We start from the raw sequence: 16,364 nt of genomic DNA, 5'->3' as shown, positions 1-16,364 counted from the left end.
GTTTCTAAATTCTTAGAATATTCAATATATGCTATTGCTTTTTGGGTCCCTTTCCCTTACAATGGGCACTAATTATGTCGAAGAGGAGGGACAGTATAAAAAAGTATACATTTGTCGAGGGTTTATTTTCAGAAAATTTTACAAATACCAAATTTTGGTTAGAACACTTGACCCTCGCGTTAGTACCCTTGATCCATGAACAGTCGACTAGGAGGAGAATCATGTCTAGCGAATTCAAACAGATTGAGACCAAAATAACGGTAGCCGATCCCACAGCCCTCGGTGTCTTCGGATTGGCCATGGTCACCTTCGTCGCCTCAACGCAAAAGCTCGGTTGGACGACGGGGGTCTCCGCCCTTGTTCCTTGGGCCATATTCTTAGGTGCTTTAGCCCAATTCGTCGCCGGCATGTTCGATTTCAAAAAGAACAATTATTTCGGCGCCACGGTTCTCACTTCTTACGGTCTCTTCTGGTTTTCTGTGGCCATGTCCTGGGCCATCACGCTCGGTTGGCTCGGCGAGGATTTTAAAGCCACCTTCAGCGGTGTCCAACTCGGCTGGGCCTTTTTAGGATATTTTATCTTCTCGCTCTTTATCATGGTCGCATCCTTTGAGACCAATAAGGTCTTCGCCGCGATTTTGGTCCTCATTAATGTTCTGCTTCTTTCCCTAGCTTTAACGTCCTTTAAGGTCGTCGATCTTCATCTGGTCGCTGGATGGTCTGAATTTGCCATCTCTATCTTAGGCTTTTACGGTTGCGGCGCCATTTTCCTCAACCAATTCTTCGGCCGGACCGTGCTGCCCCTCGGCGCCCCCCTGGGATTGATCAAGAAAGGACCTCGTTAATCTTACATATTGAATTACATATCGCATGTCCGCAACCAACCGAACCCTTTGGGTTCGGTTTTTTTATAACATTTTCAAAATAGCCTGTGACCCAAACGGTCATGAACGTTTCGTTTAAAAAATAAATCAGGGAGTCACCTCCCTGATTTATGTACCCATTTAGCTTATACCGGTTGAAACGTTAATAAAATTAGTGCTGATTACGCGTCTTGCAGGACGAAATAGAAGGGGATATGAACAAAGACAAAGAAAAAGGCCAGGGTGTGAGCAACGTTCCACATTTGGCTGTACAGTTCCATGAATTACACCTCCCCATAATACATATTTTCCCAAAGCACTGGTTGTAGGTTACCCTAAAAACCAGGACTAGGCTACATATAGTTTATCGTATTCGACGTGGATTTGGTTATTCCTTTTTTGAAAAAAAATTAAACAAAGCTGATTTAAACAAGAACCTGCACTGTCTTTGATAATATCAGTGGGTTCCAAAACGTAAAGGTTCATTCCTTCTATAATATTACAGTAGAAGACCATTTTATTCCTATCTTTTTTCTGAGGACTACGGACAAATGGTTACCCTTCGGCAACTAACCCTATAGGATTGTACATAAAAAACGTTTCCAGCTCTTCAACGGGTTTCCCAATCGCCTTTGCGTAGGCCTTGGCAGCGGAAAAATTTGCTTTTGCATTCACGTATTCTTCTAGGTCACCTCGGCATGTGATTTGTTTCACTATCTGCTATAATAATGGGTGGATTTTCACTTTTTCAAAGCATAACGCTCTTGGTTTTCTGTAAGTGAGGTAATGAAATGCTGGAATATGTGATGCAAATCGATTTTATCGATCGCCCCGGACTGGGATATGAAATCTTCGAATGCTGCGAAAAAAATAAGGTCGATAAAATCGCCATGGAAGCCTCGCCGAAGAGCGGTATGATGATTAAATTTCGCTGTGAATCGGCAGGCCAGGTTCAACCGCTGATCAGCGACCTGAAAGAGCTTCCAGGTATTCAGTCGATCAGATTTCGTGATCAGATGCCTTCGGAGGAACGGGCCCACGAGTTGAATACGATCCTTAACTCGGTCAGCGAAGGCATCATCGCCGTCGATAAGGACGGTGCCATTTCCCACATCAATGAAGTCGCCTGCCGGATCTTCCTCTGTTCCAAAGAGGAAGCGATCGGGTTGGGCGCGGAGCGGCTGTTCCAACCGAATCCGCCCATATTGGAGACCTTGCGAACCGGTAAGGCCTATCACCTGCTGGAGCGAAAAATCAAACGCGGCAGCAAAATCGTCCACTTTCTGACCAGCGGAGAGCCGGTGATCAATGCGAAGGGACAGATCATCGGCGCCGTTTCCACTGTCAAGGACTTTCATCAAGTGCGGGAGATCATCTCCAAAGTCGATCGCCGTCACCCTTTGATCTGCTTTGACGATATCGTCTACCAAAGCGTTAAGATGGACCGTCTGGTCACCACGGCCAAGACTGTCGCCAAGGGCACTTCTACAGTCCTTTTGCGCGGCGAAAGCGGTACCGGTAAGGAAATGTTCGCCGCGGCGATTCACATGGAAAGCCCTCGCCACCGAGGTCCCTTTATCGCGATCAACTGTGCCGCCTTGCCGGACAACCTCCTGGAAAGTGAACTCTTCGGATACGAGGAAGGCGCCTTCACCGGTGCCTCTAAAGGCGGAAAAAAAGGTCTCTTTGAACAGGCCAACAGCGGTACCCTCTTTTTAGACGAAATCGGTGAAATCTCTCCTCAAGTGCAGGTTCGTCTCTTGCGGGTATTGCAAGAGGGCCGGATCCGCCGGGTCGGTGGGAGCACCGAAATCCCCGTCGATGTCCGCATCATCGCCGCCACGCACCGCAACTTGGAGGAGATGACGAAACGAGGCAGTTTCCGAGAAGACCTCTATTATCGACTGAACGTGATTCCCTTGCGCATCCCGCCCCTCCGCGAACGGGTCGACGATATTCCCCTGGTGGCCCAACAGTTGATCCGCAAAATCTCCGGGAAGTTAAACAAACCGGAAGTTCGGCTCTCCCGGGAAAGCGTAGCGTTGCTCATGGGCCAACAGTGGCCCGGCAACGTGCGGCAGTTGGAAAACGCCTTAGAACGGCTGCTCAACTTAGTCGACACACCGGAAATCCAGCCTCACCATTTACAGGAGTGGACAGATATCGTCGACATTCCTCTAGAGGGTGAAGCAAAGCCGGAAGTTCTCAATGACTTCGCTGGCGGCACGTCCAAAAGCTTCGCTGATAGTTCATCTGCCGAAGAGCCTCCCTCCGTAACATTTCATGATCGTTCCCCGTCGCCGCGATTATGCCTAGAAATTCCACTTTCTGCTGGAGACAGGCTGAACTGGCCGCCGTTGAAAAGCATCGTTGCCGAAGTGGAAAAAGCGGTACTGCAGAAGGTATTAGAAAGCCATCTCTCATCCCGTCAGGCCGGTCAAATTCTCGGCGTGTCCAATACGACAGTCTTAAATAAAATTCACACCTACGGAATCGACCGGTGATGGCACGGTTCTTGCATGTGATATTAAGTACAACCTAATATCACCCCCATTTCGGAAAGGAGTTATGCCTGTGAGTGCAACACCACATGGTTCCGGCGATATGCAACGGGGATTAAAGAACCGGCATATCCAAATGATCGCCCTCGGCGGCGCCATCGGCACAGGACTCTTCTACGGCTCTGCAGCTACCATCAAGATGGCCGGCCCGGCGATCACTCTCTCCTATATCATCGGCGGAATCATCATCTTCTGGATCATGCGCCACCTCGGAGAAATGTCTGTACATGAACCTGTCTCGGGCTCATTCAGTCACTTCGCCTACAAGTATTGGGGCGACTTCGCCGGTTTTCTCTCCGGCTGGAACTACTGGTTCAACTATATCATCGTCAGCATGGCCGAACTGACCGCCGTCGGCATCTACGTCAATTACTGGTGGCCGGACATCCCGACGTGGCTTTCCGCTTTGGTCTTTCTCGTCGTCATCACCTTGGCCAACTTGATCAATGTCAAAATGTACGGAGAATTTGAGTTTTGGTTTGCCATCATCAAAGTCGTCGCTATCATCGGTATGATCCTTCTGGGCATCCTGCTCATTTTCTTTGGCCTCGGCGGGGAAGCGACCGGTTTTAGCAACCTCTGGGCCCATGGCGGTTTTTTGCCGAACGGCGCTACAGGCCTGCTCCTCTCCTTGGTCGTCGTCATGTTTTCCTTCGGCGGCATCGAACTCATCGGCATCACAGCCGGGGAAGCCGATAATCCGAAGAAATCGATTCCTCAAGCCATCAATCAGGTCATGTGGCGGATCCTCATCTTCTATGTGGGCGCCCTTACGGTCATGATGATCATCTATCCCTGGGATAAGGTCGGTATGGACGGCAGTCCCTTCGTTCAGATCTTCTCCAAGATGGGCATCTCTGCCGCCGCCACCATTCTCAACATCGTCGTGCTGACGGCAGCTCTTTCCGTCTACAATAGCGGTATCTACAGCAACGCCCGCATGCTCTTTTCCCTGGCTCAGCAAGGCAACGCACCGAAAATGTTTACCAAGCTGAGCCGAAACGGCATTCCCGTCGCCGGTGTCCTCGCCTCGTCGTTATTTACGCTGTTGGCGGTCGTCCTGAACTATCTCTTTCCCGGTAAAGTATTTATGTACCTCATCTCCGTCGCCATCTTGGCCGCGATCATCAACTGGACCATGATCACTGTCACACACCTCAAGTTTCGCAAAGCCCATGCCCATGAGGCCCATAAGTTGGACTTTAAAGCGCCTTGGTTTCCCTACACCAACTACATCTGTCTGGCCTTCCTCGCTCTCATCTTCGGCCTCATGGCCACGATGGAAGATATGCAGATATCGGTTTACCTCGCTCCGGTGTGGATCGCCCTTCTCTGGGTCGGCTATAAAGTAAAGACGAGCGGAAAAGGCAGCACGGCCGAACAAAAGGGATTGTCCGAGCTGGGCAGGTAGATTCTTTCGTTTTTGCTTTAGGTATCGCTTCGATCTCTTTTTAGATTTCCTTTACGTTCCCCGATGAATTTTCACGAGGAGCACCAAAATACCGGTGCTTCTCTTTTTTGTCTTTTCTTTACGTGAACAAATTTTTCAAAGTAACCTTTTGCTCCAATAGATGCCCATTAGGTGTATCTACGTCGATTTGAGAAGAGACCTTACGGAGAAACAGTAAATCATGATAAGTTTTCTTATCGGCGTCAAGATATTTTGACAATAAATCTTATCACCGTACATGAAATCGGCCACAGAAGGACTCACGACTCCCAACATGGAAAGCTCCTGGTGAAGTCGCCTTCACACTTGGATAACACATCGTCACTAGGAATGGCATTACCTTCATATTCCTATGGATACTTATGGGGACTTTAACTACCAGTGAATACATTTGTTTTTCCACATGTGATTGGCATGACTTTTGCATATTCATAAGTGCAGAAAGCAACCCACATTATTAGGAGGAATTCACATGGTAAGAAAAGCCGAACCCTTTCGCATTAAAATGGTTGAACCGATTCGAATGATCTCCCGGGAAGAGCGCGTCGCGGCTCTGCAGGAGGCCGGATATAACCCTTTCGCCCTAAAATCGGAAGACGTATACATCGACCTGCTGACCGACAGCGGAACCGGTGCGATGAGCGACCGCCAGTGGTCTGCCATGATGCTGGGCGACGAAGCCTACGCCGGCAGCAAATCCTTCTATAAAGTCAAATCCGCCGTCAAGGATATCTTTAATTACGACTACGTCATCCCCACTCACCAGGGACGGGGCGCCGAACAGGTTCTCTTCCCACACCTCATCCCTCAAAAAGGTATGTATGTCCTGGGTAACATGCACTTCGATACCACCATGGCATGGATTGAACTCAACGGCGCTATCCCCGTCAACCTCGTGACGGAAGATGCCTTTGATACGCAAAAAGAAGTGCCTTTCAAGGGAAACTTCGACCTCGCTAAACTGGAAGGGTTCATCCAGGAAAAAGGCGCAGAGAACATCGCCTTCATCATCGTTACCGTGACCTGCAACTCCGCCGGCGGCCAGCCTGTCTCCATGGAAAACGTCCGTGCCGTCAAAGCCATCGCCGATAAATACGGCATTAAGATCAACTTCGATTCGGCCCGCTTCGCCGAAAACGCCTACTTCATCAAGAAGCGAGAAGCCGGATACGCCGACAAGAGCATTCAGGAAATCGTTCAAGAGATGTATGCCATGGGCGATTTTCTGACCATGAGCGCCAAGAAGGACGCTATCGTCAACATGGGCGGTATGATTGCCATTAAAGAGGATAAGGAGCTTTTCCAAGCGGCCAGTGCCTCCTGTGTCCCCATGGAAGGCTTTGTCACCTACGGCGGTCTCTCCGGACGTGACATGGAAGCCCTCGCTGTCGGGCTTTTTGAAGGACTGGATGCGGATTACCTGGAAAGCCGCATCGGCCAAGTGGAATACCTCGGCGAAGAATTGCGCAAGCGCGGAATTCCGATCCAATGGCCTGTGGGCGGACACGCCGTCTTTGTCGATGCCGGAAAGTTTTTGCCCCATATTCCCGCAGAACAGTTCCCCGCACAAGCTCTCTGCAATGAACTTTATCTCGAAGCAGGCGTCCGCCCCGTCGAGGTCGGTTCCCTTCTCCTCGGCCGCGATCCCCAGACCGGCAAACAGAAAAAGGCGGGCGTAGAATTCATGCGCCTTACCATCCCCCGCCGGGTATACACGGACCGTCACATGGATGTCGTCGTCGATGCCCTCGAAAACATCTGGAAACGCCGCGAGAGTATCAAAGGCCTTGAGTTCACCTACGAGCCGAAAGTGCTGCGCCATTTTCTCTGCCGACTGAAACCGATCGGGGAATAAACAGGATCCCTATTACCTATTACCTATTACCTATTACCTATTACCTCTCACATTCTCTGTCCCCAAGGGTCCTGCTGTCCCTATGTGACCTTATATATCTCTAGCCCTGTTCTGCCGGGCTATCCGCTGGAGACGAGCTTGTTCTTGTCCACAACAAAATATATAATGAACATGGCGCTCTCACTTGTTGTCTTAAACCATCTTTTCTTGCGAGATCTTTTATTCCAACTGAATATTTCGCTCTGAAAAGAGGGGACAGGCACCTGATACATTAATCGTTTATGCCTATGCGCATTCTATCTGCCGCATAACCCGTATCTTAGGAACCGGAGGTATCGAATCGATGAAAGTCCATATCGACACTGTTGACGCCCCGAAAGCGATTGGCCCCTATTCCCAAGGCGTGAAAATGGGCAACCTCATCTTTACGTCTGGTCAGTTGCCCATAGACCCCAAAACCGGCATCATGGCGGAGGACATCCGGGAAGCAACGCAACAGTCTCTGGATAACGTCAAAGCCATCTTGGAAGCGGCAGGCGCATCCCTTTCCAACGTGGTGAAGACAACAGTCTTCTTGCGTGATATGAATGACTTCACCGCTATGAACGAAGTCTATGCCACCTATTTCCCATCGAACCCGCCCTCTCGCTCTGCCGTACAGGTCGCCCGTTTACCTAAGGATGCCGTCATTGAAATTGAAGCTGTCGCCGCGATGGAATAAAAGACTGATTTCGTTTCATAGATGAAAAGAACCACCTTTCCCGTTTGTCGAAAGACAATTATCGGGATCGGTGGTTCTTTTTTTGAAAAAAAGGTTTTTCTTTATGTCAGAAATTGTTTAGACTTTACCAGCTCTTTAGACAATATACCCCTTGACGGTATACTTGACTACCCGCTATAATCGAGTTCAAAATACCCGCCGGGGGTATTTATCAACCTGTAATCAGCTGGTCGACAAAAGGAACAAGGAGGACATAAGCCCGATGTATAAGAAGTTTGCCTTTCTTATCCCCATCGCCTATCTATCTCTCGGTATATTCTATCCCTTATTCGGATACTTCTTATTGGTTTGTATGCTGACCGGGGTAACCATGGCCTATTCGAAAAACCGCCACTGGTGCGGTAACCTCTGTCCGCGGGGTTTTCTGTACGACAAACTGTTCATGAACAATACGCGAAAAGTACCCGACTTTCTGAAAAGTAGTTCTTTCAAATACGGCTTTTTCATCATGTTCATGGCACTCTTTGTGTGGCGCTTATCCGTTGCCGGTTGGGACATCTATAAAATCGGTAGCGTCTTTGTCCTGATGGGCATCGTTTCAGGAACCATCGGTTTAATCTTAGGCCTGTTGTATCGTCCACGTGCATGGTGTTTAATTTGCCCCATGGGCGTCATGGGTAATTTTGCTGCCAGCCTAAATCGTGGCCCTCAACCGGCAGTCCAGTTTAATCACAGCGAATGTAAAAAGTGCAAAGTCTGCGAAAAAGCGTGCCCTATGGATATTACGATTACCGACTTTAAAGACGAAATCATCGACTCCCAATGTATGCTCTGCAAGAAATGCGTCCAGGTCTGTCCCAAAAAAGTCCTGGCTTAAATAGATACGGCCGCAGCTCCGACTATGTCATCGGTGCTGCGGCTTTCTTTGAATCCGCCTTTCCATCTTTAGAATGACTACGATTCCGGTATCTCTATCCATCGCCCCAGTGTGGTCTTTAGTTTTTCTATCAGAACAGGTTTCGTCACATAATCATCCATCCCTGCGGCGAGGCACTTTTCCCGGTCCCCTCGCATCGCATTGGCCGTCATGGCGATGATCGGCGTACGCCTTCCTTGTTCAATTTGCCGTATCCGCCGGCTCGCTTCCAAACCGTCCATTACAGGCATCTGACAATCCATTAAAATGACAGCGTAGGTATCTTTCATCACGGCCTCTAACGCTTCCTGACCATTGCTAACTACATCTATGTGTTTGAATCCCATTCGTTGCAGTTGAATGACAGCCAACTTGCGATTGACTTGATTATCTTCGGCGAGCAGAATCTTGCCCTTTGAGTCCCCTTTTGGAGCCGCCGTTGCAGGCAAAGGGGACTGCATCGTATTCAGCAATGTCATCCCCGGTTCGCCTCGGTTCGAGGATGTCTTGGAGATACTGTCACCACTCCGTCCAGCAGGAGTTCGAGCCAGCGGCAAGGTAAACCAAAACAAAGAGCCCTTCCCCGGTTCGCTCTCTACCCCAATCTCTCCACCCATCATCATGACCAGTTGCTTGGTGATAGACAAACCGAGCCCAGTCCCCCCGTACCGCCGGCTTGATGAACTGTTTTCCTGGGTAAAAGGACGGAATAAGTGCGGGAGCATTTCTTTCGAGATACCCACTCCCGTATCTCTGACTTCGAAACGGAGCCACTGCGCTTTATCATCCTTCAACAGGAGCTTCACCTGAAGCTCAACTTTTCCACTGTCGGTGAACTTGATGGCGTTCCCAAGCAAATTGAATAGAATCTGCCGGATTCGGACGGGATCGCTGCGCAGTTCAGGGCATATCCGTTCATCCACCTGCATCGACAGACGCAGGTGTTTTTCTTTGGCTTTTCCCTCTAAGAGCCCAATGACGGTGGATAGGACAGTCATTAGATCGAAATCGAGTTGCTCCAGTTTCATCTTCCCGGCTTCAATTTTCGAGAAATCAAGGATGTCATTGATAATCGCCAGCAGCAATCGAGCCGATTCAAGCACCATCCGGGCACAATCCTGTTGCTCCTGATCGAGGCGGGAATGGAGCAAGACTTCAGCAAGACCGATGATCCCATTCATGGGGGTACGGATTTCATGGCTCATGGTAGCCAGAAAATCACTCTTCACCCGGTTCGCCGCTTCAGCAGCTTCCTTCGCTTTTTTCATCTCCGTGATGTCGAGCAAATATCCGTCATAATAACGAATTTTCCCCTGGTCATCGCGATGAATGACGCCATATTCGTATATCCAGCAGATTTTCCCGTCAGCGCGGATCAGCCGGTAGTCCATGTTTCGGGTATTCGACGCTCCGTCCGTTTCCCGTACTTCTTGGACCCGCTCCCGGTCATCAGGATGAATGATATTGGCGTATGCTATCTCGGATTTTAGAACATCTTCTGCCCTATAGCCGAACTGAGATACGTTTTCTGAGATGTCTACAATCTCCCACTGCGTTTCAATGACGCAACGAAAGACGACGACAGGTCCGCTGAAAAACAGACGCTGCCCTCGCTGTAAGGCCGCTGTGGCCCGCTTATACTCATGAATATCGACACAGGCGCCGATGAAACCCATAAATTGACCTGTCACCGAAAACCGAGGTATTCCGATGTCGACGATCCAGCAATAACTCCCGTCGGCACGCTGAAGGCGGTATTCCATACGAAAACCGGTTCTTGTCCTGAAGTTCTTCCAATAGGTCTCTAAACAGTGTTCCCGTTCCTCTGGATGGACCCCTTGCACCCATCCGTCTCCATACTCTTCCTCTAAGGTTCGCCCTCGAAAATCGAGCCATCCTTGGTTGAAGTGGGTGCATAACCCATCCAAGCCAGACATCCACAGCAACGCCGGTGAAGAGTCGGCCAATGTCCGGAAAATTGTCTCGCTCTCCCGCAGGGCTTCTTCGATTTGCTTGCGATCGGTGATCTCACGGCTGACGCCGACAAGACCGATCACATCGTCTTCCTTGTCATAAATGGGGTTTAGGACCGTCTCAAAATGCCAGACCTGGTGAGCACCTTCATATATCCATTCATAAGTCACCGTTTCTCCATGAAAAGCTTGTTGGTATGCTTTTTCATGAACCGCAGAGTACCCGGCAAAGACTTCTTTTGGTGTCTTTCCAATGAACCGTTCCGGGAGAAAACCATATCGTCCTGCCCAACGACCATAGACGCCGGTATAGCGCTGTTGATCATCGAGCTCAAATACGATATCGCTCATCGATTCTAAGAGAAGTCGATAGCGATTCTCTTCCTCGCGATAGGGGTTCAATTGTTGCGCGTCTGCACCCTGTGCCCATCTGGATGTCATCGGCAACCGCTCCCATTTTCCATTCTAATTTACTTTAAATTTACCACGACAATCCTTCTACGACTAGCACTTGTTTGCATTTGGAACAAATAATTTATTGGTAAAGAAAAAGGCCCCCGTTATCCGTCCTTTGAAGACGGCAGAACAGGGGCCTTCGCTGGCTTATCCTTTTAATTGCATCAACTTTTGGGCGAGCTTGACGGCCGAGACCGCATCGGGTGCATACCCGTCAGCGCCAGCCTGGGTCGCATACTCGTTGTTGACCACGGCACCGCCAGCCATGGTAAGACTAGGGACACCCGCCTTTTTCAAAGCGGCAATCGTTTTGTCGATCTCCGGCAAGGTCGTCGTCATCAAGGCACAAAGGCCGACGATGTCTGCCTGTTGAGCCTCCGCCTGAGCTACAATGGTCTCGGCGGGGACATCTTTGCCGAGATCGATGACCGTAAAGCCGTTGTTTTCAAGCAAGGCAGCGACGATGTTTTTCCCGAGGTCGTGAATGTCGCCTTTGACGGTGGCCATCAACACCCGTCCTTTGCTGGTCACAGCCTGGGTGGGCAGTTCCGTCTTCAATGTCTGGAAAGCTGCCCGCATCGTCTCGGCGGCGAGCATGACCTGCGGTAGAAACACTCGGCCTGCACCATAGGCTTCGCCGATTTCGGTCATGGCCGCTGTCAATCCCTGTTCGGTGATTTCAATCGCCGGGATTGCTTGTTCTACGGCCTCTTTCACCAGTGTGATGATCGTCTCTTTTTCGCCGCGAATCACGGCCCGACGAATTTTTGAGAGCACATCCCCCTCTTCCGCGACGACCGCCGTTGAACCAGTCATCGCCGACGCCGTCCCTGCGCCCGCTCCAACGGCACCGGGCATTCCTTGGCCCGTTCCTAAGGTGGCGCCGGTGACGGAAGCGCCGCTGTATTTCAAACTGAAGCTCTGCCCTTGCTTATCATGGCCCAGAAGGACCAAAGCGGCATTCATGGCATCGCGTAAGGTGGCATCAAAGGGATTGAGGATCGGTGCGTCCAAGCCCGCATCTAAGGCCAATGTGCAGAAGGCGGCATTGACCAGCGGGCGGCAGGGCAGCCCAAAAGATACGTTGCTCAACCCCATGACCGTGGGGAAGCCGAACTCCTTGCGGTATAGCCGCAGCGTATTCAAGGTCTCCTTCGCCGCCTCAGCGTCAGCGGCCACGGTGAGCACCAGCGGATCTAAGAGCAGATCTTTGCGCCGAAAGCCTGCTTCCAGAGCCGCTTCAACGACTTTACGAGCCACTTCGACCCGCTCCTGCGCGGTTTGAGGTACCCCGTCGGTACCGATCGGCAGGCAGAGGATGGCCGCGCCATACTTTTTCGCCAAGGGCAAGAATTCTTTGATCCGATCCGGTTCGGCACTGACTGAGTTGACCAGGGCCCGGCCCGGATAGGCTTTTAATCCCGCCTCCAAGGCGGCCGGGTCGGTCGTGTCGATGGCCAGGGGTACATCGATGAGCATGGACAATTCCGTAACGGCTTCCGCCATCGCTTGGGCTTGATCGATACCCGGGACGCCCATGTTTACATCGAGGATCCCTGCGCCCGCCTGGACTTGTTCGAGGGCGTCTTTTTTCACCATCTGCCAGCTGCCCGATTTGATCTCGGCGGCCAGTACTTTCCGTCCTGTCGGGTTGATCCGTTCTCCGATGAGCACCGGTGGGTAGGCCGGCCCTAGGAAGACGGTGCGGCTGCGGCTGGTGAGGGCCGTTGTCTTGGCCCGCTCTGAGACTGGTCGTTCTTTCGGGGTATAGGCCTGTAACGCCTTTGCTACCGCAGCGATATGTTCTGGGGTTGTCCCACAGCAACCGCCGATGATGCTTGCCCCCGCTTCGGCCAGCTTTGGCGCCCAGGAAGCAAACTCGTCCGGCTGCATGGGAAAAACCGTCTTTCCTTGAATCAGTTCGGGCATACCTGCATTGGGCTGAATGCTGATGGGCCGGTCGGTCGCCTCCGCCATAGCTTGTACGACGGGAAGCAGTTGGGCTGGCCCTAAGGAGCAGTTGGCGCCAATGATATCGGCCCCCATCGCTTCCAGCAGGATCGCTGCCGTTTGGGGATCGGTCCCGGTGACGGTGCGTCCGTCAGAACCAAAGGCGAGTTGGCAGATCACGGGCTTGTCTGTGACCGACTTGGCTGCCAGCAGTGCCGCCCGCATCTCCTGGATATCGATGATCGTTTCGATGATGATGTAGTCCACACCGGCTTCGGCCATGGCTCCGATCTGCTCTTTAAAGACATCGACGGCTTCGTCGAAAGAGAGTTCCCCGAGCGGTGCGATCAGTTTCCCTGTGGACCCGACAGAACCGGCCACCTTCGTGTCGCTGTTGCAAGCCGCCCGAGCGGCTCCGACTGCAGCGTGGCATATCTCCCGAACCTTATCCCGTAAACCATAGTGGGATAACTTGATCCGGTTGGCGCCAAAGGTGTTCGTTTCAATGATATCGGCGCCTTTTTCCACATACTGACGGTGAATGGCCGTCACTGCCGCCGGATTTTCCAGGTTAAACTGTTCCGGACAAGCTCCGGGTTTCAGCCCAGCCGCTTGTAGCATGGTCCCCATGGCACCATCGAAAATTTTAATCATCGCCATAATTCCTTTCTGTCGTTAAGTCACAAAACTACGCGCTTTAATGCTGCATTATCTTATCGCTAATCGAGGTGAAGTGATTTCATTTGCTACGTTATACGCCCAGATTTTATTCCCAAAGAATAGTCTTGTAGTAAACACCCATATCGATAGAACTATCCTGAAAATTAATCTTTTCATTCCCCTGATGGTACCGCTTTAGCGGCACGGAGGTCTACTCTGCAAAATTATAGCTTGCGTGCGATACAGTCGGTTTTGGGACAAGCGGCACAGCCTTTGCGGCAGATGAGCTTGTCACCCTTGATATCGTGCGCGTCTTTTTCTTTATCGGTAGATACTGATTCCGTGTTAGCCGCTTTGAGATTACCCTCACTTGGTTCGGTATCATCGGTTGATTCCGGGTTACCATGGCGTGGGATCAGTCCAATGACGGCCGTAATCGATTTTTGCGGCTGAAGCATACACCCTTCTGTAACGGAGATATCCAGACCGGAAGGGCCGGCTAGGGGTAATAGGGCTTTTTGCACACTTACGTCCCAATCACCGTACCCGGGACTGTACCGCCATGTGGCCCGGTATCCCCGGCGTGCTGCCTCTTCTTCGATCATCCGGTTGGCTTTATCGGCTACCATTTCCACTGCCGTCGTTCCGACCGCATCCAACAAGAGTCCTTTGGTATAGTGTCCGTCGGCAAAACACTTCTCGGTGGCCTGCTCGATGGCCGGACCGATGGTCGCTGCCAAGAGGACGACTTCTTCCGCTTCATGCAGATGATTTTGAATATCCCGCCCTTCTAACGAAAGGACAGGATTCGCTAGAATCGTCGCTGTATTCCGGTCATAAGAGTAACTGTGCCAGGCCGCTCTGCCTTCCGCGTAGAGAAGCCCCTCCCTGCAGGCACTGGTAATCATCTCTTCTGGAAAAGCCTCGCCGGCCTTGGCCAGCCCTGCATAACGGCGGGCTTCTGCCGCGTCGATATGCGTGAGGGGAAAACGGTAAACAGGCATCAGTTCCACTCCTTACTTTACCGTGCGATTTGTATATTGCATTGTAGATTATATCCTTGTTTGAAAGCTGGCGCAAAGAGGAAAATCACCTAGAAAAATAAATAGGTAAGGCTGCCGATTATCCAACAGCCCTACCGGAGGTTCATCACTTTGTACTTTCTGCATTACTGCAACTCAGACATAGTAACTCAACTATTACTTAAATGCCTTCTGGTACAACGCCAGAATCTCTGCTTCGTTCGTATCCCTGGGGTTGCCGGGGGTACAGACATCGGCAAAAGCCGACTTGGCCAACTTGGGCAGATCTTCTTCCTTGACGCCGATCTCGGAAAGCTTCTGGGGAATGCCGATGCGCTGCGACAAGGCGATGACGGCGTCGACGGCGGCTTTGCGATATTCGTCGACAGACATGGCATTCACCCCGACGACGCCCATGGCGCGAGCGATCTCTTTGTACTTCTCGCCTGTGGATGGTGCGTTATATTCCATCACATAGGGAAGTAATAGCGCGTTGGCTACACCGTGGGGGGTATCATAGAAGGCACCGATAATCATTTCACGAACTATCGGACTTTTTTGTCGTCTTTAGCGATAGGAGAAGAAACCCGACGATCGGTAGAATGGCGGCGCTGAGATAGACTCTTTGGAACCCCCAAAATTCGCTCAATCCCGCCCAGAAGGAACCTGCCGTCACACCGATATCGAAAAAACTCGTAAACAAGCCGAGTGCGCTGCCTTTCGACGATGGCGGCGTCTGCCGGAGCACGATGACCGTGAGCGCCGGATACATCAGGCCAAAGCCGAGGCCGTACAAAAAGGCCTGCGTCAACAAATAGGGCAGACTCTTTGAAAAACCTAGCGCTGAGACTGAGACGATGATAAAGACCAAGGCGATTTTGACGATGCCCACCTCGTCTGTAAAGATCATTTTGGGCATCAACAATCTGGATAGGATGATCGCTACCGCATTGACCGTAAAAAACCACTCGAACCCCAAAATTTGTACCTCCTTGGCAAACAAGGGTAACATCGTAATGACCGTGCCATTAGTAAAGGTTATCACGAAAAGAATGAGCCCGGGGAAGATCACATAGGGGTTTTTTAAGATTTCTCGAAAAGGCGTCTGGTTTTCCCCTACCCTTCGTACTCGCTTTTCTTCTTTCGTCAGCGGAAGCAAGAGGGCCGTCAGCACCGTGAAGGTAGCTGAAAGGCCGATGACTGTCCAGAGCCCGGACCATCGATGCAGGTAGAGTCCTAGTGACGGCATGAGTCCCTTTCCCATAATCAAAGCGATGCTGTGAATCCCTACCGCCCGGCCTAAAAAGGCTCCATCCACATTTTCCGTCAACAACGAGATGGAAGAGACTGTGAACACACCGATCGTATAGCCAAAGACCAGTTGCATGAGGGCGACATAAGCCAAGGAGGGTTTGATAAAAAACAGAGGTGTCACCACCGAAAGGGCTACACAGGACCAAAGCAACCCTTTACGGCCGTATCGGTCCCCTAAGATCCCTGCGAGCACTCGCAAAAAAAGGGACCCGAAGAAAAAGAGGCCCATGATCAGTCCGATATCGAGTTTGTTCGCTCCCAACTCGTCCATGTATATGGGAAGGACCGGGAGCAGTAAATAATAGGTAGCCGTAAACGCTGTAGTCGCCGCGAGAAGCGCCATAAAGGGAATCGTCCAAAATTGCTGTGTCGAACCGGTCATCTTTATCCTTCTTTTTTCGTATATCTCTGTTCTTCTATCGGCTCTATCGGAAGTCTTTCTGGGAACAGCCTTAATATGCGAGAAAAGGAACTCTGTTAATCTAATTTGTGACCTCGAACAATCGGAAGAAAAAGTGATTAATGCCTTATATATCGGTAGCCGGAAATCGGATAGGAGGTCACCCATTATTTGAGTGACCGACCTTCCACACCACCGTGCGTACCGTTCGGTACACGGCGGT

General features: G+C 51.0%; 10 protein-coding genes and 1 pseudogene. 6 read left to right on the top strand and 5 right to left on the bottom strand.

Annotated elements, in window-relative coordinates; translation table 11 throughout:
- The first annotated feature begins 221 nt into the window (after positions 1–221).
- The 6 genes from GJ688_RS17260 (at position 222) to GJ688_RS17230 (ending at position 8,327) form a co-directional block, all read left to right on the top strand.
- Complete coding sequence (locus GJ688_RS17260; RefSeq protein ID WP_155477772.1) at positions 222–845, top strand: acetate uptake transporter; 624 nt, start codon at positions 222–224, stop codon at positions 843–845.
- Between the two features lie 809 nt (positions 846–1,654).
- Positions 1,655–3,367, top strand: a complete 1,713-nt coding sequence (locus GJ688_RS17250) for a sigma-54 interaction domain-containing protein (RefSeq protein ID WP_155477770.1) — start codon at positions 1,655–1,657, stop codon at positions 3,365–3,367.
- A 100-nt stretch (positions 3,368–3,467) separates the two neighbouring features.
- A complete protein-coding gene (locus GJ688_RS17245; RefSeq protein WP_235911071.1) occupies positions 3,468–4,835 on the top strand; it encodes an amino acid permease in 1,368 nt (455 codons plus the stop codon).
- Between the two features lie 511 nt (positions 4,836–5,346).
- Positions 5,347–6,729 carry a tryptophanase gene (locus GJ688_RS17240; RefSeq protein ID WP_155477768.1) on the top strand — a complete coding sequence of 461 codons (1,383 nt, stop codon included), beginning with the start codon at positions 5,347–5,349 and terminating at the stop codon, positions 6,727–6,729.
- A gap of 343 nt (positions 6,730–7,072) precedes the next feature.
- Positions 7,073–7,450 carry a RidA family protein gene (locus GJ688_RS17235; RefSeq protein ID WP_155477767.1) on the top strand — a complete coding sequence of 126 codons (378 nt, stop codon included), beginning with the start codon at positions 7,073–7,075 and terminating at the stop codon, positions 7,448–7,450.
- 262 nt (positions 7,451–7,712) lie between these two features.
- Entirely contained in the window at positions 7,713–8,327 is a 615-nt protein-coding gene (locus GJ688_RS17230; protein ID WP_155477766.1) for a 4Fe-4S binding protein, read from the top strand.
- A gap of 77 nt (positions 8,328–8,404) precedes the next feature.
- Here the strand turns inward: GJ688_RS17230 and GJ688_RS17225 are convergent, their stop codons facing one another.
- From GJ688_RS17225 to GJ688_RS17205, 5 genes and pseudogenes are all read right to left on the bottom strand, one after another.
- Entirely contained in the window at positions 8,405–10,780 is a 2,376-nt protein-coding gene (locus tag GJ688_RS17225) for a PAS domain S-box protein (protein ID WP_155477765.1), read from the bottom strand.
- A 162-nt stretch (positions 10,781–10,942) separates the two neighbouring features.
- The gene (locus GJ688_RS17220) at positions 10,943–13,399 is read right to left on the bottom strand and encodes a homocysteine S-methyltransferase family protein (RefSeq protein ID WP_155477764.1); all 2,457 of its coding nucleotides are present in this window, start codon (positions 13,397–13,399) and stop codon (positions 10,943–10,945) included.
- 230 nt (positions 13,400–13,629) lie between these two features.
- Complete coding sequence (locus GJ688_RS17215) at positions 13,630–14,409, bottom strand: methionine synthase (RefSeq protein ID WP_155477763.1); 780 nt, start codon at positions 14,407–14,409, stop codon at positions 13,630–13,632.
- 195 nt (positions 14,410–14,604) lie between these two features.
- Positions 14,605–14,958, bottom strand: a pseudogene (locus GJ688_RS17210) (lactaldehyde reductase); the annotation flags it as partial.
- Positions 14,959–14,965: 7 nt separating this feature from the next.
- Positions 14,966–16,123, bottom strand: a complete 1,158-nt coding sequence (locus tag GJ688_RS17205; protein ID WP_170292116.1) for an MFS transporter — start codon at positions 16,121–16,123, stop codon at positions 14,966–14,968.
- Positions 16,124–16,364 lie beyond the last annotated feature (241 nt).

The organism is Heliobacterium mobile (assembly GCF_009720735.1).
GTDB classification, from domain to species: domain Bacteria; phylum Bacillota; class Desulfitobacteriia; order Heliobacteriales; family Heliobacteriaceae; genus Heliobacterium; species Heliobacterium mobile.
Note: the sequence above shows the minus strand (reverse complement) of the source record. Positions and strands in the feature narration are given on the sequence as shown.

Excerpts from the sequence above, each read along its gene's own strand:
- GJ688_RS17260 (WP_155477772.1), top strand. The coding sequence starts at position 222 with ATGTCTAGCGAATTCAAACAGATTGAGACCAAAATAACGGTAGCCGAT.
- GJ688_RS17250 (WP_155477770.1), top strand. The coding sequence starts at position 1,655 with ATGCTGGAATATGTGATGCAAATCGATTTTATCGATCGCCCCGGACTG.
- GJ688_RS17245 (WP_235911071.1), top strand. The coding sequence starts at position 3,468 with ATGCAACGGGGATTAAAGAACCGGCATATCCAAATGATCGCCCTCGGC.
- GJ688_RS17240 (WP_155477768.1), top strand. The coding sequence starts at position 5,347 with ATGGTAAGAAAAGCCGAACCCTTTCGCATTAAAATGGTTGAACCGATT.
- GJ688_RS17235 (WP_155477767.1), top strand. The coding sequence starts at position 7,073 with ATGAAAGTCCATATCGACACTGTTGACGCCCCGAAAGCGATTGGCCCC.
- GJ688_RS17230 (WP_155477766.1), top strand. The coding sequence starts at position 7,713 with ATGTATAAGAAGTTTGCCTTTCTTATCCCCATCGCCTATCTATCTCTC.
- GJ688_RS17225 (WP_155477765.1), bottom strand. The coding sequence starts at position 10,780 with ATGACATCCAGATGGGCACAGGGTGCAGACGCGCAACAATTGAACCCC.
- GJ688_RS17220 (WP_155477764.1), bottom strand. The coding sequence starts at position 13,399 with ATGATTAAAATTTTCGATGGTGCCATGGGGACCATGCTACAAGCGGCT.
- GJ688_RS17215 (WP_155477763.1), bottom strand. The coding sequence starts at position 14,409 with ATGCCTGTTTACCGTTTTCCCCTCACGCATATCGACGCGGCAGAAGCC.
- GJ688_RS17205 (WP_170292116.1), bottom strand. The coding sequence starts at position 16,123 with ATGACCGGTTCGACACAGCAATTTTGGACGATTCCCTTTATGGCGCTT.